At 56.6% G+C, this 24966-nt stretch carries 22 protein-coding genes; 15 read left to right on the top strand and 7 right to left on the bottom strand.

Annotated features, from left to right (window positions below):
- Nucleotides 1-41: 41 nt before the first annotated feature.
- Complete coding sequence (locus tag ATG98_RS09755; RefSeq protein WP_098422804.1) at nucleotides 42-2444, bottom strand: LPS-assembly protein LptD; 2403 nt, start codon at nucleotides 2442-2444, stop codon at nucleotides 42-44.
- Between the two features lie 220 nt (nucleotides 2445-2664).
- On the opposite strand from ATG98_RS09755, the gene ATG98_RS09750 reads away from it, so the two are divergent.
- Genes ATG98_RS09750 through ATG98_RS09740 form a run of 3 tightly spaced genes read left to right on the top strand, consistent with a single transcriptional unit; the run spans nucleotide 2665 to nucleotide 5197 of the window.
- Complete coding sequence (locus ATG98_RS09750) at nucleotides 2665-3741, top strand: aminoglycoside phosphotransferase family protein (RefSeq protein ID WP_098420871.1); 1077 nt, start codon at nucleotides 2665-2667, stop codon at nucleotides 3739-3741.
- Nucleotides 3738-4454 carry an N-acetylmuramate alpha-1-phosphate uridylyltransferase MurU gene (gene murU / locus ATG98_RS09745; RefSeq protein WP_098420870.1) on the top strand — a complete coding sequence of 239 codons (717 nt, stop codon included), beginning with the start codon at nucleotides 3738-3740 and terminating at the stop codon, nucleotides 4452-4454. The genes ATG98_RS09750 and murU overlap by 4 nt, the downstream gene beginning before the upstream one ends.
- Nucleotides 4448-5197: a molecular chaperone DjlA gene (locus ATG98_RS09740; protein WP_098420869.1), complete on the top strand. Its 750-nt coding sequence runs from the start codon at nucleotides 4448-4450 to the stop codon at nucleotides 5195-5197. The genes murU and ATG98_RS09740 overlap by 7 nt, the downstream gene beginning before the upstream one ends.
- A gap of 50 nt (nucleotides 5198-5247) precedes the next feature.
- On the opposite strand, the gene ATG98_RS09735 is transcribed toward ATG98_RS09740, so the two are convergent.
- Nucleotides 5248-6318 carry a DUF3530 family protein gene (locus ATG98_RS09735; protein ID WP_228706078.1) on the bottom strand — a complete coding sequence of 357 codons (1071 nt, stop codon included), beginning with the start codon at nucleotides 6316-6318 and terminating at the stop codon, nucleotides 5248-5250.
- Nucleotides 6319-6484: 166 nt separating this feature from the next.
- Here ATG98_RS09735 and rpe point away from each other — a divergent pair, with 166 nt between their 5' ends.
- The 7 genes from rpe to ATG98_RS09700 all read left to right on the top strand — a co-directional run bounded on the left by rpe (nucleotide 6485) and on the right by ATG98_RS09700 (nucleotide 13116).
- On the top strand, nucleotides 6485-7171 hold the full coding sequence (gene rpe / locus ATG98_RS09730; RefSeq protein WP_098422800.1) for a ribulose-phosphate 3-epimerase: 687 nt from the start codon (nucleotides 6485-6487) through the stop codon (nucleotides 7169-7171).
- Between the two features lie 12 nt (nucleotides 7172-7183).
- On the top strand, nucleotides 7184-7873 hold the full coding sequence (locus ATG98_RS09725; RefSeq protein ID WP_098422798.1) for a phosphoglycolate phosphatase: 690 nt from the start codon (nucleotides 7184-7186) through the stop codon (nucleotides 7871-7873).
- Nucleotides 7874-7899: 26 nt separating this feature from the next.
- Nucleotides 7900-9387 carry an anthranilate synthase component I gene (gene trpE, locus ATG98_RS09720; RefSeq protein WP_098422796.1) on the top strand — a complete coding sequence of 496 codons (1488 nt, stop codon included), beginning with the start codon at nucleotides 7900-7902 and terminating at the stop codon, nucleotides 9385-9387.
- 31 nt (nucleotides 9388-9418) lie between these two features.
- Complete coding sequence (locus tag ATG98_RS09715; protein WP_098422794.1) at nucleotides 9419-10024, top strand: anthranilate synthase component II; 606 nt, start codon at nucleotides 9419-9421, stop codon at nucleotides 10022-10024.
- 4 nt (nucleotides 10025-10028) lie between these two features.
- Nucleotides 10029-11057: an anthranilate phosphoribosyltransferase gene (gene trpD / locus ATG98_RS09710; protein WP_098422792.1), complete on the top strand. Its 1029-nt coding sequence runs from the start codon at nucleotides 10029-10031 to the stop codon at nucleotides 11055-11057.
- Between the two features lie 42 nt (nucleotides 11058-11099).
- Nucleotides 11100-11909 carry an indole-3-glycerol phosphate synthase TrpC gene (gene trpC, locus ATG98_RS09705; RefSeq protein ID WP_098420862.1) on the top strand — a complete coding sequence of 270 codons (810 nt, stop codon included), beginning with the start codon at nucleotides 11100-11102 and terminating at the stop codon, nucleotides 11907-11909.
- A 148-nt stretch (nucleotides 11910-12057) separates the two neighbouring features.
- A complete protein-coding gene (locus tag ATG98_RS09700; RefSeq protein ID WP_228706077.1) occupies nucleotides 12058-13116 on the top strand; it encodes a GGDEF domain-containing protein in 1059 nt (352 codons plus the stop codon).
- Here ATG98_RS09700 and ATG98_RS09695 read toward each other — a convergent pair.
- Nucleotides 13106-13726, bottom strand: a complete 621-nt coding sequence (locus ATG98_RS09695) for a glutathione S-transferase family protein (protein WP_098420861.1) — start codon at nucleotides 13724-13726, stop codon at nucleotides 13106-13108. The two genes, ATG98_RS09700 and ATG98_RS09695, sit on opposite strands and share 11 nt — an antisense overlap.
- 144 nt (nucleotides 13727-13870) lie before the next feature.
- On the opposite strand from ATG98_RS09695, the gene ATG98_RS09690 reads away from it, so the two are divergent.
- From ATG98_RS09690 to modC, 4 genes are all read left to right on the top strand, one after another.
- Nucleotides 13871-14731: a substrate-binding periplasmic protein gene (locus tag ATG98_RS09690; protein ID WP_098422790.1), complete on the top strand. Its 861-nt coding sequence runs from the start codon at nucleotides 13871-13873 to the stop codon at nucleotides 14729-14731.
- Nucleotides 14732-15051: 320 nt separating this feature from the next.
- Complete coding sequence (gene modA / locus ATG98_RS09685; RefSeq protein ID WP_098420859.1) at nucleotides 15052-15819, top strand: molybdate ABC transporter substrate-binding protein; 768 nt, start codon at nucleotides 15052-15054, stop codon at nucleotides 15817-15819.
- Between the two features lie 21 nt (nucleotides 15820-15840).
- Nucleotides 15841-16521, top strand: coding sequence for a molybdate ABC transporter permease subunit (modB, locus tag ATG98_RS09680; RefSeq protein ID WP_007348387.1), 681 nt, complete (start codon nucleotides 15841-15843; stop codon nucleotides 16519-16521).
- Complete coding sequence (modC, locus tag ATG98_RS09675; RefSeq protein ID WP_098420858.1) at nucleotides 16518-17600, top strand: molybdenum ABC transporter ATP-binding protein; 1083 nt, start codon at nucleotides 16518-16520, stop codon at nucleotides 17598-17600. Before modB ends, modC begins: the two co-directional genes overlap by 4 nt.
- Nucleotides 17601-17655: 55 nt before the next feature.
- On the opposite strand, the gene crp is transcribed toward modC, so the two are convergent.
- Nucleotides 17656-18297, bottom strand: coding sequence for a cAMP-activated global transcriptional regulator CRP (gene crp / locus ATG98_RS09670; RefSeq protein WP_098422788.1), 642 nt, complete (start codon nucleotides 18295-18297; stop codon nucleotides 17656-17658).
- 256 nt (nucleotides 18298-18553) lie between these two features.
- Between crp and ATG98_RS09665 the strand changes: the two genes are divergently transcribed.
- A complete protein-coding gene (locus ATG98_RS09665) occupies nucleotides 18554-18976 on the top strand; it encodes an OsmC family protein (protein ID WP_098420856.1) in 423 nt (140 codons plus the stop codon).
- Between the two features lie 20 nt (nucleotides 18977-18996).
- Here the strand turns inward: ATG98_RS09665 and ATG98_RS09660 are convergent, their stop codons facing one another.
- The 3 genes from ATG98_RS09660 to argA are packed head-to-tail and all read right to left on the bottom strand — an operon-like array spanning nucleotide 18997 to nucleotide 24963.
- On the bottom strand, nucleotides 18997-19863 hold the full coding sequence (locus ATG98_RS09660; protein WP_098420855.1) for a phosphoribulokinase: 867 nt from the start codon (nucleotides 19861-19863) through the stop codon (nucleotides 18997-18999).
- 19 nt (nucleotides 19864-19882) lie between these two features.
- Nucleotides 19883-23644, bottom strand: coding sequence for a DUF1631 family protein (locus tag ATG98_RS09655; RefSeq protein WP_098422786.1), 3762 nt, complete (start codon nucleotides 23642-23644; stop codon nucleotides 19883-19885).
- Between the two features lie 11 nt (nucleotides 23645-23655).
- Nucleotides 23656-24963: an amino-acid N-acetyltransferase gene (argA, locus tag ATG98_RS09650; protein ID WP_098422784.1), complete on the bottom strand. Its 1308-nt coding sequence runs from the start codon at nucleotides 24961-24963 to the stop codon at nucleotides 23656-23658.
- Between the last annotated feature and the right edge of the window lie 3 nt (nucleotides 24964-24966).

Genomic DNA, 24966 nt, shown 5'->3' with positions numbered 1-24966 from the left:
TGTTAAACAGTGGCATAGCGTTTAGGGGCTCCAAAATCGTGTTACGGCATGTTGAAGCGGCGGCGTTCGCGCTCATCAAAACCATAAATAGCGTCGGCAATGCTGGTAGAGGCGCCGCCGGTGCCCCCCAGGCCTTTAAGCTGAATCTGGAACAATATACGGCTGTCCAGTTCCTGGTCATCGGTGAAGTAATTCTGGTGTACCACCTGCAGGCTCCAGCAGCAATTATTGTATTCCACTCCCGCCAGCGAACCCACGGTACGGTCCAGATCGGTGTCGTGCACCCAGCGCCCAATCAGGCTCAGGCTGTTGCTGACCGGGAACACCACGCCCACATCGGCCTGTTCCAACTGGGCCACCGCGGTACTGCCCTTGCTGTAGGTGTGACCAACGCTGGCCAGATAGCGGTAATCGCGAGAATGGAAAGTTAACTGACTACGGCCTTCCTCGGTTTGGTTGGCATCCGGATCCCACAGTAAGGAACTGCGAATTTCCAGGGTGTCCAGCGGGCTCAGCACCACTTCAGCCGCCATCGGCGAACGACTGCGGTCTTCTGCGCCAAGCCCAAACAGACTGACGTCGCGATCCTCAAAATACTGGATCTGGCCTAAGCTGAAACGAGCGCGTTCTGCACCGGACAGCAGGTCATTAAAACGGCTGGTCAGTGCCACCGTTAACTGATTGGTATCGCCTACCCTATCGCCCCCGGTAAAGCGATTACGCTGAAACAGTTGGTCAAAGCGGAACGACTTCAAATCCGTGTCAAAATCAGGAATGCGGTTCTGGTCAGCGTCGGCGCCGGCCCAAGCGTAATACAACCGCGGCTCCAGAGTCTGGTTAAACGGTACGTTGAACAGGCTGCTTTGACGATCAAAATACAAGCCGTTATCCCACTCAGCCACGGGAATCGTGCGGTCAAGGTTGCCGCTGCCCAGGGTGTAATCTTCTAGCTGATAGCGAGTATAGTCTACGCTAACGGAGGGTCTGCTATAGCCCCAAAGCGCGCGCATCGGCAGAGCCAGCTCCGGTATCAGGCGAAAGCGCTGGCCATTGGCTCGATCAAGGCCGCTCAGGTTATCATTGTCGCGCTGGAAATAGGTGTACTGACTTTCAACACCCAGCTCCAGAGCGCCGGCATCTGTCAAGCCCGAATACAAAACCTCCGGTAACTGGGCGTAAGGTAGGTTCACATCGGCGATACGCTCCGCAACCGTCTGATAATCGTTCAGATACGCGTCAAAGTACTGACTGGCATCCTGATAACGCACACCTCCGCGGCGCTGAAGATGAGTCGCCTGGTTGATATCCAGACTGCGATTCAGGTCACTCAGGTAGTCGTCATCGCTGACCACTGAAAAATCACCGTATCCCGTCCAGCCTCGGCCCAAGGCTGCTTCGGTGGTGGCATCCAGCGCCCAGCGCTGGCCGTTTTCGCCCGGGTTTTCATCGCGGAAAAAATTATCGTTATCGATATAACCCAGCTGCAACGAGGTTTCGCCATAGTTACTCAGATAGCGGCCTTCCACTTCGGTAAACAGACCGCGGCCACCAATGAACTGGGGGGTAATGGTAGCGTCGTAGTTGGGCGCCAGGTTCAGGTAATAAGGCAGCGCCACAAAACCACCGCTGCCGGCGTTGGAAGTACCAAATCCCGGATACAGAAACCCGCTCTTGCGACGGTCATCGATGGGAAAACTAACCCAGGGCCAATAAAACACCGGCACATCCAATACTTCCAGCCGCAAATGTTTGGCGGTGCCAAAACCTTTTGCCTGATCCAAACGGATCTCCTGTGCCACAAGGGCCCAGTCATTCTGCTGCGGGCCACAGGTGGTCAACAGCCCCTGGCTGATGAGCACTTCGTTATCGCCGATTCGGGCCAGGCTCTGTGCCTGGCCTCGCATCTCCGGCCCGTGCAGCAAAAAGGTTGCGGTGTTGATGTCCAAGCGACCGCTTTCGACGTTGTAATTAGCGGAATCACCGGTCAGCAAAAAACCGTCACCGCGGCTTGTCAAAGGGCCGGTAATGGCCACCTGGCCCTCTGCCTGGCGGTATCGAGCCTCGGTGCCGGTCACCTGAAAGCTGCCCTGGCGCAGCCGCACGTCGCCCTGCAAGTACAATTCGTTGTCGATTTCGTAGCGCGCCGTCAGGCCGCTGGCTTGCAGTGGCTGCCCGGCACCACTTTGCTGCGATACCATCGCATCGCTGCCTTTAACCGTGTTCCTGCCCGGTAAATAACCACCCTCGCAAAAAGACGGCAGGCGCGCCTGGGCGCTGGCAGGCAATTGCTCGCGCAGCCGCCAGTCTATTTCAGCCGCCGATGGCGCCGGTTGTGCTGCCGCAGCCAAACCGCCACAACCCAAGATTCCGCCGCTCAGCAGACAGACCAACGAGCGCGGCAAGCGGCCAAACGAATGCTGCCGTGGGTGATTACGCAATAACACGGTGGCCGTTATCCTGTGGTCAGTGGGTGAGAGAATCGACAGTTTACACGGCGCCCCCCGGCTTGTTAACGGAAACCCCCGCCGGGCGTGCTTAACTTTCTTTCAGTCGCCGTTGCAGCAAGCTTTACTCCAACCGCGGATCTTCGTAGTTTAGTGCTCCAGAAGCCCGCATCCAAGCCGCGGGCACCGGCCTTGCACCCTTTAAGGAAACCCGCGCGCCATGGACCACCGTCTGCAACTGCTGACCTGCTGGGTCAGTCAATTCCCCGGTTTTGCCGACACCGCCGTGGTGCCGGTAGCCGGCGACGCCAGCTTTCGGCGTTATTTTCGGGTATGGCGCAGCGCTGACTGGCAGAAGGTGCAAGGGATTCAAGAAACACAAGGAGCCCGAGCCGATCAGGCATTTATTGTGATGGACGCACCGCCCGAGCACGAAGACTGCCAGCCCTTTGTTACTTTGGCCCAACATTGGCGCAGCCAGGGCGTGAAAGTGCCCGCCATGTTGCAGCAAGATCTGGCCCAGGGCCTTCTTCTGATGGAAGATTTTGGCGATCGCCTGTTGCTGGGGCAGCTCAACACGGCTAACACAGACAAACTTTACGGCAACGCACTGGCAGAACTTCTGCGCATTCAACAACTGCCCGACAACCCTGACTACCCGCTGGCGGCTTATAGCAACGATTTACTGGATAGGGAAATGGCACTGTTCCGCGACTGGTTGCTTCAGCGCCAGCTAGGGCTCGAGCTGAACGACAGCGATCTTGCCATGTTAAACGCCACATTTACCCTGCTGCGAAAAAGCGCCAGTGCACAGCCAAGGGTGCCAGTGCACCGTGACTACCACTCCCGCAATCTGCTGGTAACGGGTATTGATGATCGCCCCGGCGTCATCGATTTTCAGGATGCGGTCATGGGGCCTGTCACTTATGATCTGGTGTCGCTGCTTAAGGACTGCTACGTGCAGTGGCCCCACGAGCGCGTGGAAACCTGGCTAGAAAACTATCGCCAGAGCAGTCTTAACGCCGGCCTGCACAGCGCGGATGCGGCTACGTTTCACCAATGGTTCGAGCTGATGGGTATGCAGCGCCACCTGAAAGCCGCGGGTATTTTCGCCCGCCTGGCGCTACGCGATGGCAAGCCGGACTACCTCAATGACATTCCCCGCACACTTGGATACCTGTGCAGTGCGAGCGCCCGCCAGCCGGCCTTGCACACCTTCCATGACTGGCTGTTGAGCACTGTGGTGCCGCCAGTGGAAGCCACCTTGGGCCCCGTGCCCGGCGCGCACCAGCCATGAAGGCTATGATTCTGGCCGCGGGCAAAGGCGAGCGCATGCGCCCGCTGACCCTGCACACACCAAAACCGCTGCTGCAGGCCGGCGGGCAACCGCTGATTTACTACCACCTGCAGCGCCTCGCGCGCAGCGGTTTCAGTGACGTGATTATCAACCTGGCCTGGCTTGGCGAGCAGATCGCAGAGGTACTGGGCAAGGGTGACGCCTTTGGCCTGAAGCTGAGTTATTCCCGCGAAGGCGAACCACTGGAAACCGCCGGCGGCATTGTGCGCGCGCTGCCCATGCTGACCGACGCCGACGATGACTGGTTTGTGGTGATTAACGGCGACATCTGGTGCGATTTCGATTTGCGCGAATTAAAACCACCCGACAATGCCGACGCGTTGCTGGTGCTCACCGACAACCCCGCACACAACCCGCAAGGGGACTTTGCGCTGGAACCTGATGGCCGAATCGGCTGTGATCAAACCACGCCCAGGCTGACATTTACCGGCGTTAGCCTGCTTAACCGCCGGCTGTTTGCAGGGTTAACAGACCAATCAGGCAAACTCGGGCCGTTATTACAACAGGCCGCCGCGGCGAATCGGGTAAAAGGCGTCCATCATGGCGGTCAATGGCTGGATGTAGGCACACCGGTACGTCTCAGCTGGCTTGACCAGCAGTTGCGCGCGCCAGATTCTCGAGGTTCTCGAGATTCGCGAGGTTTCCAATGGTAAAAAGACGCCCGGCATCGCGGCGGCTCGATCACGCCCTGCGCTATCTCCTTCCGCGACTGACACACTGCCAGAGTCAGGCTGAAGAACTGCTTGAGCAACAGCGGCTGCCGCTTTTCGGTAAGCGCTATCTGTTCTTTTTTCTCGGCCATATTGCCAAGGCAGAGGGCATTGTTGGTAAGGCCGACATTCACTACGCCGAAGCGTTGATGGCCGCACTGAACTTGAATCGGCGCCAGCGTAAGCGCGCCGCTCACTGGTTTACCCAAGGCAAAACCACCGGTCAACTTGGGCCGTTGAAGGCTTGGTGGCTAAAAATGGTTACGCCCTTATTGGCACAGCGGGCTGTCATGTTGGCCATTTGCCTGTGCCACAGCGCACAGCTGCATGGCCGGCCATCACAGGCGCGACGTTACCGCTGTGAAGACGCCATAGTGCAGAGTGGTTTACCGGTAGGCGTAAGCGATGACATATTTGACCATTACGCGGCCCAGGTGTGGCCGCAAGCGACGATTCTGCCCCCGGCACCGAAAAGCTACCAGGACGCCTGCGAGATTCTGGGCATTACCCGCCACGATTCTCTACAAGAGGCCAAACGTATCTGGCGCCGCAAGGTTTCTTCAATACATCCGGACAAACTCGCCCAGCAACAACTGACCCGCGCCGAACTGGCGGCCGCAAAAGAACGCCTGCTGCGCTATCAGCAAGCCTGGGAGTTCATTAAACAACGCCATAAGCCATTATAATGGTGATGCCGTAACTCGTTCGGCCGCTGCGCCTGGCGCCAAGCCGTCTGCTAATCCATAGCAGGCTTGCTATCCGCTTTTATCCACGCCTCCAGGCGGCTGGCCAAAGCGTCACCTTGCCGCGCTTGCACAGGCTCTTGCACCGCTACTCGCTGGCGCTGGTAATGCGCAACCTCAACCTGGTTCATAACGGTCGTGCGCTGCATCGCGCTCTGTGCCCGGTTGCCGCGCACCGCCTGCACATCTAACACACGTAAGCGGGGGGTTTCGGTAAAACGTTCTGCCAGTTCTTTAAGGTCACGGGGATAAAACCTGGGCAACAGCCAAACCAGACCCGCACTTTCAGCCAGTTCTGGCAACGCAGTGGCAAAATTGGCGCCCCGGCCAACGCCCACAAGCACCACTTGCTGGTAACCCTCGCGTTTCAGATAGCCAATGGCCGCCCGTAACTGCGCAGCCACCTCCTGCCGATACTGCAACTCCGCCTCAGACAACTCGGTGCCCGCTACTACGTCAATCAGCAAGGGGTCTGGATTTGCGCTTGAATTTGCGTTTGAGGACGCCCCGGCAGCTTGGGCCCCCACCGGCTGTGGCACCTGGCCTTCCTCTGCTGCGGGTACCGCGGGCGATGCTTCAGGCAGCGGCAGTTCGCGCTCCATCACCTGTTTCAATCCACCCGTCGGCGCACGCAGGCCCAGCGTCAGAGCTGTCAGCCCCCGATCAGCCAGGCCGCCGGCAAGGGCGGTCACAAAGCCTTCGCCAGCGTTATGGCCTTCATCTGCCAGCACCACAACGCCAGTGGTTGCTGCATTTTTCAATGGCGTGAAAACCAGCGACAGCACAGAATTCGGTGTGCCGTCGGCGCCATCAACCTCTAGCCACACAGCAGACTGAGGCCACTGCTGCAACAGCGCCATGGTGCCCTGACCGGTTACCACGCTGGCCCGTTGTGACCGGGCGTCAGCTGGCACAGCTGCTTTATCGTCAGGGTTGGCATTTGGCTCCGCAGCCTCATCGGCAACGGCGACGTCACCACTGGCCTGAACCGCATCGGCAGGCTCGTCTTGCGCTTGCACCAAAGCCGTGGCCAACAACACCAATAACCCAATAAATAACAACAAACGATTATCCATCACTTACATTGCCACCCATTGCGCTCTCACGCTGCGAAAAACCCTTGTGAGCTGATAGACTAGCAGCCGCAGCCGTGCACAGCAGCAATAACAGCCACAGCACTAACCATACCGAAATGCCGGAATCGTTCCGGCCGACAGCCCGAGGCGAACCATGAATCCGTACCTGATCGCACCCTCCATCCTTTCTGCCGATTTTGCCCGTCTGGGCGAGGAAGTCGACAACGTATTGGCCGCCGGTGCCGATGTGGTGCATTTTGATGTTATGGACAACCATTACGTGCCCAATCTGACCATCGGCCCCATGGTTTGCGAGGCGTTGCGCAAACACGGCGTTACGGCGCCCATTGACGTCCACCTTATGGTGTCTCCGGTGGACGACCTGATTCGCAAGTTCATAGATGCCGGCGCCAGCTATATCACCTTCCACCCGGAAGCGTCCCAGCACGTGGACCGTTCTTTGCAACTGATCCGCGATGGCGGCTGCAAGGCCGGACTGGTGTTTAACCCTGCAACGTCGCTCCAGTACATGGACTACGTAATGGACAAACTCGACATGGTTCTGCTGATGTCGGTAAACCCGGGCTTTGGCGGCCAGAAGTTCATCACCGGCACTCTGGATAAACTGCGCGAAGCGCGCAAGCGTATAGACGCCAGCAATTACAATATCCGCCTGGAAATAGACGGTGGAGTAAAAACCGACAATATTCGCGAAATTGCCGAAGCGGGTGCCGATACCTTTGTTGCCGGTTCGGCCATTTTCAGTACCGATGATTACAAGGCCACCATCGACGCCATGCGCGCCGAACTTGAACACGCCAGTAAAACTCTGAGCTTTTGAACGGAACCTGCCATGACTCTGAAAGGTCTTTTTAACGCACGCTGGCCAGCCGCCGCCCTGTTTGATCTGGATGGCACCCTGGTTGATAGCGCGCTGGACTTGGCCGCTGCCGTCGACCAAACACTGGAAAAGCTGGGCCGGCCACCTGTCGGTATCGATCGGGTGCACCAGTGGGTGGGCCACGGCGCCGCGATATTGATGCGCCGCGCTTTGGCGGGTAAAGCCGATTGGCAACCGCCCAACGCTGTGGACGAAGCCCTATTCGAGGAGGCTATGGAGCTGTTCTTCCAACACTATGAAACAGCCAACGGCCAGCATGCCAAGGTGTATCCAGGCGTAATAGAATGCCTGGATCGATTGCAGAAAATGAACTGCCCGATGGCAATCGTCACCAACAAGCCCGAGCAGTTTGTGGCGCCCTTGTTGAAACAGTTAAAACTTTACGGTTATTTCAAGCTCATCGTCGGGGGCGACACTCTGGCCAACAAAAAGCCCGACCCGGAACCCCTGCTGTACGCCATGGAAAAACTGAACGGCCAACCAGCCACTACGGTAATGGTCGGCGACTCGGCCGCCGATGTGCAGGCCGCCAAAGCCGCGGGAATTCCGTGCGTGGCCGTCACCTACGGCTACAATTTTGGCAACCCCGTGCAGGCACTGGGAGCCAATGCCGTGGTTGATTCCCTGAGCGAGCTTTTGTAACCTCGCAGACTATAGGAAGCCCGATCATGACCCCCGAACACTTCAGCGAGCTGGCACAAGCCGGCTACAACCGCATCCCCGTGTACCGTGAAGTACTGGCGGATATGGATACCCCGTTAAGCACCTACCTAAAACTGGCTAGTGGGCCCTATTCCTACCTGTTTGAATCCGTTCAAGGAGGAGAAAAATGGGGCCGTTACTCCATCATCGGCTTGCCCAGTCAGGAAGTATTGAAAGTTTTCGATCACCGTATTGAAATCCGCCGCCATGGCGAACTGGTAGAAAGCAGCCAGGTAGAAGATCCACTGGCTTTTATCGCCAGCTATCAGGAACGTTTCCACGCCCCGGATCTGGCTGAACTGCCGCGCTTCAACGGTGGCTTGGTGGGCTATTTTGGCTACGACACCGTTCGCTACATTGAAAAGCGTTTGGCTAACAGCTGCCCGCCAGACCGCATTGGCACCCCCGATATTCTGCTCATGGTGTCTAACGAACTGGTGGTATTTGACAACCTACGCGGCAAACTGCATCTGATTGTGCACGTAAACCCGGCAGACGACGGCGCCTTTGAACAAGCCCAGATGCGCCTGGATCAACTGGAACAGCAGCTGCGCCAAAGCACCGCGCAAGCGCCGAAAACCCCGGATCACCTGCGCGGCAAAACCGTGGATGAAAGCGAATTTATGTCCGGCTTCAGTCAGGAAAAATTCGAAGCAGCCGTGGGCATAATCAAGGACTACGTTCTGGATGGCGACGTAATGCAAACCGTCATCTCCCAGCGCATGTCGATTCCATTTGAAGCACCGCCACTGAACCTGTATCGCTCACTCAGGGTATTGAACCCCTCTCCATACATGTACTTTCTGGATCTGGACGATTTCCACATTGTGGGTTCATCACCGGAAATTCTGGCGCGCATGGAAGACCGCGAAGTGACCGTGCGGCCCATCGCCGGCACCCGCAAACGCGGCGCCACCGAAGCTGAAGACCGCGCCCTGGAAGCCGAACTGCTGGCTGACCCAAAAGAAATTGCCGAACACCTGATGCTGATTGACCTTGGCCGCAACGACGCGGGCCGCGTATCGGAAACCGGCACCGTGCGGCTGACTGAAAAAATGGCAGTTGAGCGCTACTCCCACGTGATGCACATCGTCTCGAACGTCACCGGCCAGGTAAAAGACGGCATCAGCTGCCTGGATGTATTAAAAGCGACCCTACCCGCCGGCACCTTGAGCGGCGCGCCAAAAACCCGCGCTATGGAAATTATCGACGAGCTGGAGCCGGTCAAACGCGGCGTGTATGGCGGCGCCGTGGGCTATTTGTCGTTCAACGGCAACATGGACACCGCCATCGCCATCCGCACCGCGGTGATCAAAGACAACACCCTGCACATACAGGCCGGCGCCGGCATAGTCGCAGATTCTGTACCACGCCTGGAATGGAAAGAAACCATGAACAAAGGCCGCGCCATTTTCCGCGCCGTCGCCATGACCTACAACGACTTTGACCACTAACTATTTAAAATGCCGGGGCGAGGGACAGATTATGCTTTTAATGCTGGATAACTATGACTCCTTCACCTACAACGTGGTGCAGTACCTGGCCGAGCTGGGTGCCGACGTGCAGGTACATCGCAACGACGAAATCACCGTGGAGCAGATTGAAGCCCTGAACCCAGAACGGCTGGTGATTTCCCCCGGCCCCTGTACCCCCAGCGAAGCCGGTATATCTATGGACGTTATCCGCCATTTCGCCGGCAAAATTCCGATACTGGGCGTCTGCCTGGGCCACCAGGCCATCGGCCAGGTGTTCGGCGGTCAGGTGATTCGGGCCGGCCGAGTCATGCACGGCAAAGTGTCCCCGGTTTACCATCACAGCAAAGGCGTATTCCGCGGCCTGAACAACCCGCTGCAGGCCACCCGCTACCACAGCCTGGTGATTCAACAGGCCAGCTTGCCCGACTGCCTGGAAGTGACCGCTTGGACCCGCAACGGCGACGGCAGCGTCGAAGAAATCATGGGTGTGCGCCACAAAACCCTGGCCGTGGAAGGCGTCCAGTTTCACCCTGAATCCATCATGAGTGAGCAGGGTCACGAACTGCTGCGTAACTTTCTGCGAATCGAACACCCGCGAACCGAACAAAAAGGCTGATGTAATGGACATGAAAGACGCACTGAACCGGGTCGCTGAAAATCTCGACATGTCCCGTGACGAAATGAAACAGGTGATGCGTATCGTCATGAACGGCGAAGCCACCAACGCCCAGATTGGTGCCCTGCTGATGGGCCTGCGCATGAAGAGCGAAACCGTGGATGAAATTACCGGCGCGGTAGAAGTCATGCGCGAACTGGTGTCCAGTGTAAACGTCAGCGCCGAACCGTTGGTCGACATCGTTGGCACCGGCGGCGACGGCGCCAACCTGTTCAACGTCTCTTCTGCGGCCGCCTTTGTTGTGGCTGCGGCCGGCGGCTTCGTCGCCAAACACGGCAACCGCGCGGTGTCCTCAAAAAGTGGCAGCGCCGATCTGATCGAACAGGCCGGTATTAATTTGAGCCTGACGCCAGAACAGGTCGCCCGCTGCGTAGAACAGGTTGGCGTTGGCTTTATGTTCGCCCCGGCCCACCATGGCGCCATGAAACACGCCGTCGGCCCGCGCAAGGAACTGGGCTGCCGTACCCTGTTTAACATCCTCGGCCCGATGACCAACCCCGCCGGAGTAAAACGCCAGTTGGTGGGTGTTTTCAGCAAAACTCTGTGCCGCCCTATGGCCGAAGTACTGCAAAAACTTGGCTCTGAACACATCATGGTGGTGGCCTCGAAAGACGGCCTGGACGAAATTAGCCTGGCCAGCACCACACACGTGGCCGAGCTGAAAAACGGCGAAATTATCGAATATGAAATAACTCCGGAAGACCTGGGCATAAAAAGCCAAACCCTGTCTGGATTGACCGTTAACACCGCCGAAGAATCTCTGGCCCTGATCAAGGCCGCCTTTGGCCGGGACCACACCGAAAGCGCTGAAAAAGCCCGCGACATGATCGCCCTGAACGCCGGCGCCGCTATTTATATTGCTGGGATGGCACCCACAGCCAAAGAAGGCGTACAACTGGCCCTGGACGCCATCGGCTCCGGTAGGGCCAACGGTAAACTGACCGAACTGGCAACGTTTTCCCAGTGCTTTTAAGCAAAATGAACAGCAGATCAGCGCAAATACGGAACCAAAAAAATGAAAGAACAGAACGACAAAACGCCCACCATCTTGCGCAAAATCGTCGACAGAAAATGGCAGGAAATCGAACAGCGCCAGCGCACCGCCAGTCTTGCTGACCTCAAAGCACGAGCCGGCGACCAGCCCGGCACCCGCGGTTTTGCCAACGCCCTGCGCCAGCGCATAGAAGCCTCAAAACCTGCGGTGATCGCCGAAATCAAAAAAGCCTCGCCCAGCAAGGGCATACTGCGTGACCCATTCGAGCCGGCGCAGATTGCCGAAAGCTACGAAAAAGGCGGCGCCACCTGCTTGTCTGTGCTCACCGACCACGACTTCTTCCAGGGCCACGAAGATTACATGGTGGCCGCTCGTAACGCCTGCAGCCTTCCCGTTATCCGCAAAGACTTCATGGTATCGCCCTACCAGGTTTACGAATCCCGCAGCATCGGCGCCGATTGCATATTGCTGATTGCCGCCTGCCTGACCAAAGGCCAGATGCAGGAGCTCGAAGGCATCGCCCACGAGGTAGGCCTGGACGTGCTGGTAGAAGTTCACAACAGCGAAGAAATGGACGACGCCCTGACCCTCAGCACCCCACTGGTGGGCATCAACAACCGCGACCTACACAGCTTTGAGGTATCGCTGGAAACCACCTTCAACCTGCACCAGCGCATTGGCCCAGAGCGACTCGCCATCACCGAAAGCGGAATTATGACCCGCGCCGACGTCGAAACCATGACCGGCCGCGGCATTTATGGTTTTCTAATTGGCGAGTCCTTCATGCGCGCACCTGACCCGGGAGCCAAGCTGCAGGAACTGTTTGCATAGACCTTTTCGCAATGCTCGCTAACGCGGTGTATTCAACGGACGCAGTTCGACCAAAAAATGGATATTTGAGGTTGTAACGGGCAGGTATTTGCTGAACTATTATAAGTATACGCCTACCCGTGAACGCTGTTCACAAGGATGAACTGTCGTGGATTTTCGCCGCACGCCCATACCCCCGCAGTGGCAATCCGCATATGAGGGTTTTCTGCGCCAGGTTGAGAAACAGCTCGCACTGATTGCCGGGTGGTTGATCACAGTCATTCTCGTGATTTATCAGGTTAACCCCAGTCAGCGCGGCATCTACGGAAATATTCACATCATCGAAACCTTGCTGCGGGCACCGGTACTGCTGGTGGCTCTGTTTACGTTGTTTGTTCACTACACGAAAAAGCCCAAGGTAAACCCAGGCTTGCTGCTGCGCGTAATAGCGCTGTCGGTGATGGGCCTGTCACTGTCGCTATTTGTGGTGCACGCACTTTACAGCCCTGACACTCTGTACCAGATGTCCAATGTCTTGATGATCGGTTTTTTTGGTGTGTCCATTCTTTCAGTACGCGGTCTGGAGCAGTGGTGGATGTTTTTTGTCATCCCTTTGACGCTGTTCTTTGCGGCCCTGGCCATTATGGGCCTGGAATTCAAACAGCTCCTACCGTTTCTGTTTGACCCGCTGGTGATGATTTTTGTGGGCATAGTCGTCAGCGGTTCTCTCAGCCAACTGCGGCGATCCGAGTTTCTAATCCGGCAGCAGCTCAAAAGCCTGGCGTCGACCGATCAGCTAACCGGACTGCTCAACCGCCACGCTATTCATATATCACTCAAACAGATGGTTGCTCGCCATGCCCGCCACGGACACCCGTTCAGCCTGATTCTGGGCGATCTGGACATGTTCAAGCGAGTTAACGACAACTATGGCCATTATGTGGGCGACGAAGTGCTGATTGAAACCGCTCAACGACTGAAAAATCATGTGCGCGCTGGCGATATTGTTTGCCGCTGGGGCGGAGAGGAATTATTGGTTCTTCTGCCAGACACCAAACTGGACAACGCACTGGCGGTCGCTGAAAAACTGCGCGTTGCGGTTGGTGGCCCTGCCATGACAGTGGGTTGTATCTTGCCAAGCAGAACGGCCGCAACCGCGTTGAAAGTGTCGAGCTGGACATTCACCTTGCGATGGCAGCAACCACCCCCGAAACTTTTTAAACGCTAGCGGAAGGCCGTGCTTTTATGCGATCAAACCAGGCCTGCAAATTCTTGTGTTCTGCCGCGATACGGATATTCACCACCCGCGCAAAGGCAACGGTGGCAAACGCGTTGATATCCGCAGCCGTAAAACGATCGCAGCAAATGTAGTCTTTGCCCGCCAAGTGCTCATCCAGAAAAGCCATGAACGACACCACCGCCTTGCCACAGTCCTCGCCCCATTCTTTAATCGGATTCATGCGATCACTGAAATACCCGCTGGTGTGCTGGAAACACATGCCTGTGGGCATAAAAAAGTAAAAATCTATCCAGCGCAGCCACTGCTCAATCAGTGTTTTCTCCAACGCCGTGTCGCCCAATAATGTGGGCGAATCAGGGTAGCTTTCCTCAAAATAACGGCAAATAGCCATGGTCTCGGCCACCGCAGTGCCATCGCCCAATTCCATTACCGGCACTTTTTTGAACGGATTGCGGGCGGCAAATTCGGGCGTCAGATTTTCGCCTTTTTGCAGATCAATTTCTACAAATTCAGCCACGTCCATCAGGCCCTTTTCCGCCATGAACATACGCACACGCCGTGGGTTGGGTGCGGTTTTTGTTTCGAAGATTTTTATCATTGTGAATACCTCTGACCAGTGAATATATCAGACCGAAAGCCTGGGAAGATTGGCCGGCTATCGCGGTTTCGTCAAGCACTCTCCAGCACGACAACACTGCAATCACCCGCTAAACTGCGATAACAGTCACAGCGGTCACACCCTATGAGCATCCGGCATCCGGTTTTCTTTTTGCTTATCAGTTTGTTTAGCAGCACTTTTTTGCCAACGGCTGCGTTGGCTTATTCGCACCCCAGTGAACAGCTCGCGCTGCCCAAGATCATTGTATTAGCCGCTGACCCATGGTGCCCCCACAACTGCGACGCCGGCTCGAGCCGCGAAGGCTATATGGTTGATATTGCCCGCCAAGCCTTTGCGCTTCAGGGCATTGACGTCAGCTATGTAAATATGAGCTGGGCCCGAGCTTTGCAACAGGCCCAAACCAATCACATTGACGGCGTGATTGGGGCGTTTAAGGGCGATGCCAAAGATTTCGTCTATCCAAAGGAATCTCTGGGGCTCTCGGAAACTCTGTTTTTCACCCATCAAAACAGCGAATGGACGTATCAAGGGCTACCTTCGCTGGAGAGTTTAACACTGCTGACAATCGTTAATTATTTCTATGCTCCGGACATTAACGCCTACATACACGAACATCGGGAGAATCAGGATCGCATACTGGAGCTCTCAGGGACGAAACCCCTGCCACAAGCGCTGGCGCTGATTCATGAGCAGCGCGCGCAATTGCTGCTGGAGGACAGCCAGGTCATGGCCTGGGCACTTCAGAGTGAGCGAAACCCACCAGAACTAAGAAGCGCCGGCAAAGTTTACAGCGCGCCAATTTACGCAGCGTTTCCCCCTTCCAGCCCACACGCCGAAGAGTTAGCCCGGATACTCAGCGATGGCGTACGCCACCTGCGTGCCACCGGCGACCTCAAGCGCATTTATGAGAGCTATGGCTTGGGTGATGACTGGAAAGCGCGGATAGTTTCGCCCGAAGGGGCACTCAACAACAGCTCGCCGTGATCACCAAAGCGCGCCTGGTTTACATTCATAAGCAACTTTAGAAAATAATGCTGGCGCAGGCGCTTAAAAAAAGCGCAGAGCTGACCGCCCCTGCGACTGTTAAAAGTCTTTTAAATTTCATTCCATTACCCTATCTTTAGGCGAATTTGATGGCCTCATATTAACGTGCCAACCGCACTTGTGCTGATTTCTTGCCAAACCGTCATAGGCAAACTTTCATACCCTAACTGTCATACTCAAACAGCGGCGACGCCGAAACCCGCTTGAGCCAAACTCGATGCGCAGCTTGTTTTATCCACCAGAATATAGAGACTCATTGCATGTTTACCTTCAGCCGCCTGATTTCACGCTCACTTACTGCTGCGCTACTGTTCTTTGCTGCCAACCTTGCCGGCGCCGAGCCGTTACGCATTGCGGTCGCTGCTAACTTTACCGACACCACTCGTGACCTGATTGCGTTGTTTGAGCAAACCACCGGCCATTCAGTTGCCGCCAGTTACGGCTCCACCGGTAAGCTTTATGCCCAGATCGAGAACGGCGCGCCCTTCGATGTGTTTCAAGCAGCAGACAGTGAGCGCCCGCAAATGCTTGAAAACAGCGGTGGCGCCGTTGCCGGTAGCCGTTTCACCTACGCCCGTGGCAGACTGGCGTTATGGAGCCCGGAACCCGATGTGTTTACGGACCCGGAAAGCTGGCTCGCAACCGCTGACTTCAAACGCCTGGCCATTGCCAATCCGAAAACCGCGCCTTATGGTCTGGCCGCGCAGCAGGTATTAAGTCATATGAGCCTGTGGGATAGCCTGCAACCGCGCCTGGTGCGCGGTGACTCAATCGCACAGACCTTTCAGTTTGTGGCCACCAGCAATGCTCAGGCGGGCTTTGTGGCGCTGTCTCAGGTGAACGCCTGGCAAAACAGCAATGGCACACTGTGGGTGGTACCACAGCAGATGTACGCGCCCATCGACCAGCAAGCGGTGCTACTGAATCACGGCAAAGACAAGCCTGTTGCGCGCCAGTGGCTGGAATTTTTACGCAGCCCGCAAGCGCTAAAAATTATAAAAGACTACGGTTACGACATTCCCGACTGACGCGAACACAGGCCCGCAACGATGATGGCAACTTACTGGGAGCCCGTGTGGCTGACCCTGAAACTGGCGACCATGACCACCTTGATACTGGCGGTGGTGGGCACGCCGATTGCCTGGTGGCTGGCCCGCAGCCAACACTGGCTGCGCCAGCCTATTGCTGCTGTGGTGGCACTACCGCTAGTACTGCCGCCTACCGTTCTGGGATTCTATTTATTGCTGCTGATGGGGCCAAAAGGCGTTGTCGGGCAACTTACCGAACAGCTGGGCCTTGGACTGCTACCATTCACCTTTGAGGGATTGGTGGTGGCGTCGGTGATTTACTCACTGCCGTTTACCGTGCAACCCCTGCAAAACGCCTTTATCGGCATCAACAATCAGCTTCTGGAAGTGGCCGCTACGTTACGAGCTTCGCCCATGGACCGATTCTTTACCGTGGTGATGCCACTGGCCCGCCCGGGATTTTTGACCGCCGCCGTGCTCACCTTTGCCCATACTATTGGCGAATTTGGCGTGATACTGATGATTGGCGGCAATATTCCGGGGGAAACCAAAGTGTTGTCAGTGGCCATCTACGACCACGTTGAAGCCATTGAATACACCCAGGCCCACTGGCTCGCCGGCGGTATGGTGGTGTTCTCGTTTGTGGTGTTGGTGGCGCTGTATTCACTGAATGGCCGCGTGCACTCGGGTATGATGAAATGAGCGCAAATAATACTATTCTGGCGCGCTTTCACTGCCACATTGGTGACTTTACCCTGAATGTGAATCTGGATTTACCGGGCAGCGGATTAACCGCGCTGTTCGGGCACTCCGGCTGCGGCAAAACCACCCTGTTACGTTGCATTGCCGGCCTGCAACCTGCCAACGGTGAATTGGTGGTGAACGGTGACACCTGGCACAACGCCCATGAAAGTCGCGCCGTGCATCAGCGCCCGCTGGCTTACGTGTTTCAGGAGACCTCATTGTTTCCGCATTTGTCGGTAGAGCGCAACCTCAACTACGGTTACCGCCGGGTGCCCGTTAGCCAGCGCCGGATTCAGTTTGACCAAGCGGTAGAATGGCTGGGGCTGGCGCACCTGCTGGAGCGTATGCCGCAAAAGCTGTCGGGCGGTGAGCGCCAGCGGGTGGCTATCGCCCGCGCCCTGCTGACCAGCCCCCAGTTGCTGCTGATGGACGAGCCATTGTCGGCACTGGATCAGGCCAGCAAGCGGGAAATACTACCCTACCTGGAACGCCTGCGTGACGCTCTCGCCATGCCAATTTTGTACGTGTCCCACTCGGTGGCTGAAGTCGCCAGGCTGGCAGATCACGTTGTTATGCTGAACCAGGGGCAGGTAACGGCCAGTGGGTCTCTGCAACAGACCCTGGCGCGCACAGATCAGCCCTTTGGTTTGGAAGAAGGCGCTGCCATTATTCTGCGGGCCCGCATTACCACTCAAGATACCCAGTGGCATCTGAGCCTTGCGGAATTTGACGGCGGCCAACTGTGGCTTCCCAGCGAGCCGCGCATTTCGGTAGGCAGCGATGTGCGGGTTCAGGTACTGGCAAAGGATGTCAGCCTGGCGCTCAGCGCCAATCATGACCAGAGCATCCAGAATCTGATCTACGGCCGGATCGATGAAATTGCAGAAGAAATAAGCCCGGGCACGTCGCTGGTGCGCGTGCTGGCCGGCAATACGCCATTTCTGGCGCGTTTGACCACCCGTTCTGTACACGCTCTGGAACTGACCCCGGGCAAGCCTATATGGCTGCAGATAAAAGCGGCGGCTCTGGCCGACTGATCCGCCCGTTTGGTCAAAGCCAAGACCGAAACAAAAACCAAAGCCGTGAAACGACTCAGCGCGTACCGTAGACCACCATGGTTTTGCCTTTTACCCGCACCAAACCCTGCTCTTCCAGGGTTTTCAGTACCCGGCCAACCATTTCACGGGAACAGCCTACAATACGGCCAATTTCCTGGCGGGTAATCTTGATCTGCATGCCATCCGGATGGGTCATCGCGTCTGGCTGCTTGCACAGGTCCAGCAGGGTGCGAGCAACCCGGCCGGTAACATCCAGAAACGCCAGATCGCCCACTTTTCGAGTGGTCTCACGCAGGCGCGATGCCACCTGCTCGCCAATGAAATACAAAATCTTTGGGTCCTGCTGGGCAATCTCGCGAAATTTTGTGTAACTGATTTCCGCCACTTCGCACTCAGTTTTGGCTTTCACCCAGGCACTACGGCAATCCAGGTTGTCAAACAGCCCCATCTCGCCAAAGAAGTCGCCGACGTTCAGGTAGGCCATGATCATTTCACGCCCGTTTTCATCCTCAATAATCACCGTTACTGAGCCCTTCACAATGAAAAACAGCGAGTCGCTCTTGTCACCCGCGTAAATGATGGTGCTTTTTGCCGGGAAACGGCGGCGATGACATTGCGACAGGAAATAATCCAGATGCTTGGTACGATCATCAATAGGCTTCAAAATTGTGGCCATGGCGTGGGCGGCACCTCCGTGAAAATTAGCACTAAGGTATCTTGGCCTGATCATAGCGCTATTTTAATAAATTTTTCATCCTTAACTCACTTCAGCGCCTCCGTGATAGCAACAACCGCCGGCACGGTCAAGTTCACGCGTATGCTGGCTATGAGTCAATTATTGCCGGTGCTGTGACTTCTCCCGCTCTGTGCTAGCATCCTGCCCATTCATTTTCATTAGATTAACACTCAATAAAACCTGCGGAGAGCTTGTGATGAAAGCAACCATCGACTGGACCGGCGAAGCCAGTTTCAAAGCAACCAGCGCCAGCGGCCACAGCGTTCAACTAGACGGACCGCCAGACCTCGGGGGCCAGAATCGCGGCCCGCGGCCAATGGAAATGGTACTGATGGGGCTGGGCGGATGTTCGTCGTTTGATGTCATGAGCATTCTAAAAAAAAGCCGTCAGGACGTCACTGCCTGCCACACCGAACTAAGCGCGGAACGAGCCGACGCGGTGCCGGCGGTGTTCACAAAAATCCACCTGCACTTCGTAGTGACCGGCAACAACCTTAAAGATAACCAGGTAGCACGGGCGGTGGCTCTATCTGCCGAAAAGTACTGCTCGGCGTCGATCATGCTGGCCAGCGGCGGGGTAGAAATTACCCACAGCCATGAAGTGCATCAGGCCAGCTAACGTGTTCACTTTGAACAGCGTCAGGCGAAGGCTTTCTGTGCCATCAGCCGTTGCACCATAGGCCGCACAATCAGCTCCATGGCCAGGCTCATTTTGGTACCGGGAATTGCCAGGGTGTCGTGGCGCGACAACACGCTGTTGGGAATCACCTGTAGCAGATAGGGGAAATCCACCTCGCGGGCGTCGCGGAAGTGAATCACCAGCATGCTTTCGTCTTCAGTGGGTACATCACGCACCACAAACGGGTTGGATGTATCCACCAGGGGCACCCGCTGGAAGTTAATGTGGGTATGGGAAAACTGCGGCACTATGTCATGAACGTAGTCGTTCATGCGGTTAAGAATCGTTTCAACCACCGCTTCCTGACTGTAGCCACGTTTATGGGTGTCGCGGTGGATTTTCTGGATCCATTCCAGATTTACAATCGGCACCACGCCAATCAACAGGTCAACGTATTGGGCGATGTTAAAGGCATCGCTGACCACGCCACCGTGTAAGCCTTCGTAAAACAGCAAGCTGGTTTCGGGCGGCAGGTCCTGCCAGGGTGTGAAGCTGCCGGGTTTATTGCCCTCTGCCACCAGCGCAAAGTCTTCATCGTGCACGTACTGGCGGTAGCGCCCGTTACCAGTCAGGCTGTAATCGTAAAACAGCGACTCCAGGCGGTCGATGTGATTGGCACCCAGGGCAAAGTGATTGCGGGCACCGAACTGCCCTTTGGCCGCCAGCCGCGCCATCTGCTCACGAGTATAACGGTGGAAACTGTCGCCACCCACCATGGCGGCGCTCAGGCCCTCGCTGTCGAACATGCGGCGAAAAATCCGGCCGGTGGTGCTGGTGCCGGCACCGGATGAACCGGTAACGGCAATAATAGGATGGCGTTTCGACATAAACTTCTGGCTTCCGCGGTTATACCAGGCTGTCGAGCATGCCGGGCCTTTCAATGGCTGTACCCTGAGCGTAATCCACACCTAGCTGCACTAGCAATGCCAGCAGCTCGCGTGACTCTACTTGAGTTACAATCACCTCGCGCTCCAGATAATGCGCCATTTCCACCATCGAACGTAACATGGTCTGATCGCTCTGGCTGTTGGCGAGATTCGCCGTCAGCGCGCTGTCGATTTTCAGCATGTCTACCGGCAGCGACCGCAATGTCTGAAAGGAGTCCGGGCCATTGCCCATATTACCCAAGCAAAAACAGCACCCAAGCTCTTTCATTTCACGCACGAATCCCGCCAGCGCTGCCATATCGCGAACCGCCGAGGCTTCTGTGATTTCGAAGCACAAACGCTCGATGGGTGCTTCACGTTCGCTCAGCTTCTCGTAAATAAACTCCAGCAGCGCTGGATCATTCAGTGAATGTCCAGACAGATTGATGACAACGCCACCAAATTGCGGTAAGTCATCGGCCTTGTGCTCCAGCCAGTCGAGCATGGAGCCCAGCACCCAGCGGTCCAAAGCCTGAATCTGGTCGTGGCGCTCAGCCAAACGAATAAAGTCTTTACCGCCAACCAGATTGCCGTCGTCATCGTAAACGCCGGTCAAGACATCGTATTGGGTCAGCCTGCGGGTTTCGGGATGCAGCGGGATAATCTTCTGGCATCGCAGCAACAGACGCTCCTGCTGCTGACCTTCCAGACTGGCCACTTTTGCCGCGACTTTTTGTTGCTGGGCCTTCTCTGCGGGCGCAGGCCGATATTCCGCAACGGTCTCTCGCGTGCTGCCACTTTCGCGCAGTGTCTGCTCCGCGACTTCCAACCAGAAATGAGGATTCAACAGCGTTTCCAGCTGCGGCACCAGAGCTGCGCCCAACTCCAGAACGAACAGTGCCTCTCGCAGTATCGGTCGCAGTACTGACACCTGCCAGCTTAGCTCGCGGGTCAGGGCCATGGCATCCTCTGCCGGCAGCAACAGCGCAAACTGTGCGCCTGACAGGCGCGCAATCGGAGTGTCTTCAGCACAGCACGCAGACAAAATAGCCGCAATTTGCTGCAGCAAGGCGTCGCCTGCTTGCTCGCCGGCACTGTCATTGAACTTACTGAAGTTTCGCAGACTCAGCCGCAACAGGGTTCGCGGCGTTTGCCAGCAGGTCAATTGCTGATCCAACTGGCGCTCGAACTCGCGCTGCTCCAATAAGCCGGTCAGCTCATCGTGGCTGGCGGCGCTGGTCAGCTGGTCATACACTTTACACACCATACGGTCCAGGCCCTCGTCCACCAAAGGCCGCTGATAGTGTGGGTCTGGCACAACATGGCCCTGGCGCATTTTATCCGCCAGCGTATCCAGTTCCAGCTCTACCACCCGCATGCCCTGATGGTTCACAAACACCAGACGCTGGAAATCACGGGCAATCCACACCAGGCGAATATAAAACAGCTCGTTAGACGGGTGTTGGTCACGCAGCCAGTCACCGGTGTGCAGCTCTTGGACGCGCTTGCGCCAACGTTGCGCCTGCTCTGGCAGGGTGCGCAGACGCGACGGCGCTGCGGGCGCTTCCGGTATAGCCACCAACTCTGGCGCCGATTTTGGATCGCGTACCAGAAACTGGCGCAGTTCGTCACGAATCTGAGCAGACGGCAAGTGACTGCTTGAAATAGAGGACAAGCCATCCTGAATGGTGCGCAGCAACTCCGGCAGGTTAATCTCGCTATCCGGGTCTTTAGTAAACAGCACCAGAGAATCCACTGCACCCAGATAATCGTGCCATAGCTTGCTATCTGGCCCATGGCGGATCCAGGTTAGCGACAACAAATCACGCCAACCGCCGGCCAGAAGGCTATTAAGCGCTTTCGGCACGGTTTTACCCGCCAACCGGGCCTGCAGAGTGTCTTCTACGGCCTGTTTAGACTCGGCAACTTTTTGTGCGCCTTCAGCAGCCGCCTTGACCCGCTCAACATTGCGCTGACACACCCGCTTCTGACGCTCTATCAGCTCTTCCGCTACGCGCTCAAATACGCCCAGGTCGTGCTCGAAGCCGGTCACAATAGACTGAATTAATTCTTCCACCCGGCGTTGAATAACCGGATTGACCTTGCTGCCGCGGCTGCCAAGCTGGGCCAAACGGTTAAGCACACCGCGAACCGGGCTTTGCTGGTCTTCAAAAAAGTCCGGATCACGCATCACCACTTTCAACACTGGAACTTCCAGTTGGCGCAGGTGGCGATGAGTGGAGTCGTCCAGTTTCGGGCTCTCGCGCAGGCTTTCGAAAAAACGGTCAACCACATCCACGGCACCCTGCTGTTCGGTATCAAGCTTTCCCTGACCGTCTGCGCGCACCTTGCTGATCAAGCGCTCCCGCAAACTGGCGGCGCTATCGTTGGCAGGCAAAGCCACGGTCTGCAGCTGCTGCAGTTGTTGCTGCAACTGGACGCTGCTTAGGGGCGGAGCGTTCGCCGGGAACTCATCGCTTCGCACCTGGCTTTGCGCAGCGCGACTGCTAGCCAGAGTATCTAGCAGGCTGCGCACCGTGCTGAACGCGTGGCGGGCAAGCCGGGCGTGCTCCTGAAATTGAACGGATTTCTCGCCAGAACCGGGCTCTGGCGCGGATCGAAACTCTGCCGCCGGCTTTGGCTGTGTTTGCGAATGTGCCCCAGACTCCAAACTGGCAACAGTCTGCTGTGCTGATCGCTCGGCTGGTTTGCTCGCTTCAAATGCTGATTCGCTACGCTGGACATCAGCCAGGTATTTAGTCAGGTCCAGATCGGGCAAAACGCCTTGGCGGATCAATATGTTATTTAGCTCCGCATAAAGCGGTTCCAGCTGTTGCAGAACGGTGTGTTCGAACACACCAAAGGCAACTTTTTCGACCTCGCGAGACATTCGCAGGGGAGCCAGCCCATCCCGCAATGATTCGCAGACCAGTGAAGGACCAAGCGGATTGGTATGGCCAGTCGCATTTGCAACGTTCAGGCTGTCCAGACGCAACTTCAACTGCAACAACGGACCTCGGTAAAGCGTGTCCGCCTTCGTTATCATCACCCGCAGGCTGAGCCAGTCTTCAAATTCGCTCTTGTCGACCACCGCCAGAGAGCCAGCTGGCCCCGCTTTGGATACCGGCTTTAGCGGAGATTCCAGACTTTTTGCCATTTTCTGCCACACTAAGCGTTGGCGGCTATTCAACTGACCAGAGGCGTCCATCAGTTCGTTAGACAGCTGGTTGTTACCCGCCTCGCGGGCGTGAGCCTGAAGCGCAGCAAAGGTTTGATTCAGGCACTCCTGCATTAAAGGGTCAATAAACTGCACCACGGCTTTGGCGCACTGGTGCAGCACAAACTGCACCCGCTCGCTGGGTGCACGCAAATGGGCATAGCCTTCCAAACGTGCGCCACTGCACTGCTGCAACATGGCACTGACGGCCACGGCGTTGGCCTCCACAAAACAAACGCCCATGGCACGTTCAACGCGATGGCGCATCTGTACCTGTAACTGATGGCGCTGGCCCGACACCCAGGAACTGTCCGAGCCACGAAAACGCACCAGCAGGCTTTGCCCGTCCGCGTCACCCAAAGCCGCATCAAGCTTTTGGGAAACCGCTTGGGAATAGCGGATAAACAAGCCTTCCGCACAAAAATCGGCGATTTGGCACGGCCAATTTTCACCGCGCCCCAAATCCAGTTGGGCCGCAAGTTTTATGGGTTTTCTGGGGCTACTGCGTCGTTCTGTAGATTCCATGAACTCGTTACTCAAAGAGCTTTACAAAAAACTTTGGAGTTGCGCTGGGTGTTGTAAACCGCCAGTCTCGGGCCCGGCAGCGACTGTACCGGCATCGCTTTGAAATCCCGCTCGCGAAACCAGTGCTCGGTTTGCGTGGTCAGCACAAACAGACGCTGCAAACCCTGAGCACGAGCCTGCTGCTCAATCATCGCCAGTATTTCATCGCCGCGTCCGGCGCGGCGGTAATTGGGGTCAACTGCAAAACACGACAGCTCGCCGGCGTCATCTTGGCCGTAGGGGTAAAGCGCGGCACACCCCACAATGGTGCCATCGCGTTCGGCCACCACAAAACGGCCAATTTCGGTTTCTAGCATTTCTGGCGAGCGCCGCACCAGAATCCCCTGCTCTTCCAGCGGATAAATCAGATTGGTAATACCCCCCACGTCTTCTACCCTGGCAGGTCGGATCTGCTCGTAAGTGTCGCCACTGACCAGCGTACCGGAACCGTCACGGGTAAACAGTTCCTTGAGCAGCGCACCGTCGTCCAGATAGCTGATGATGTGGGCGCGGCGTACACCCTTGACACAAGCATCGCAAGCCGCTTTTAATAGCTCGGCATCGTGGCCTGTCACCTGGCCCGCACTCAACTGGTCGGCTGCCTGAGCCGCAGATAATTCACGCACCAGCGTTCCGTCCTCCGTCAGCAGGCCGGGGTCGTCGATAAAAATCATCAGCTTTTCAGCGCGCAAAGCGGCGGCTACCTGGCTTCCAACGTCTTCGTAGGACAGATTAAAAACGTCACCGGTGGGGGAGAAACCCATGGGCGGCAACAACACGATCTGGCCCTGGTCGAGCAGCTTTTCGATACCGGAAACATCAACGCGCCGAACCTTGCCGGTATAACCAAAATCGACACCGTCTAATACGCCAACCGGTTTAGCGGTCACATAGTTGCCGCTGCACACCCGTATGCGTGCATTGTGCATGGGCGAGCTGACCAGGCCCATAGACAACTGGCTCTCTATGTATGCCCGTAATCCGCCTATGGCTTCCATCACCAGCGGCAAGTGCTGTTCGGTGGTTACCCGCAAGCCGCGGGCAAAGGTGGACTCAAGGCCCGCGTCTTGCAGCCGTTGTTGTATCTGGGAGCGGGCACCGAACGCTACAACTAATCGCACGCCCAAGCTGCTCAGCAAGGCAATATCGTGAACGATATTGATGAAATTTTCCTGGCGGATGGCATCGCCCGGCAGGGTCAGTACCACGGTACGGCCGCGGTGTGCATTAATGTAAGGCGACGAATGGCGAAAGCCGTGCAACCAGCCGTTAGCGTTCAATTC

Origin of the sequence: Marinobacter sp. LV10R520-4, assembly GCF_002563815.1 — a bacterium.
In the GTDB taxonomy this organism is placed as follows: Bacteria; Pseudomonadota; Gammaproteobacteria; order Pseudomonadales; family Oleiphilaceae; genus Marinobacter.
This window is presented reverse-complemented; position numbering and strand designations above follow the sequence as displayed.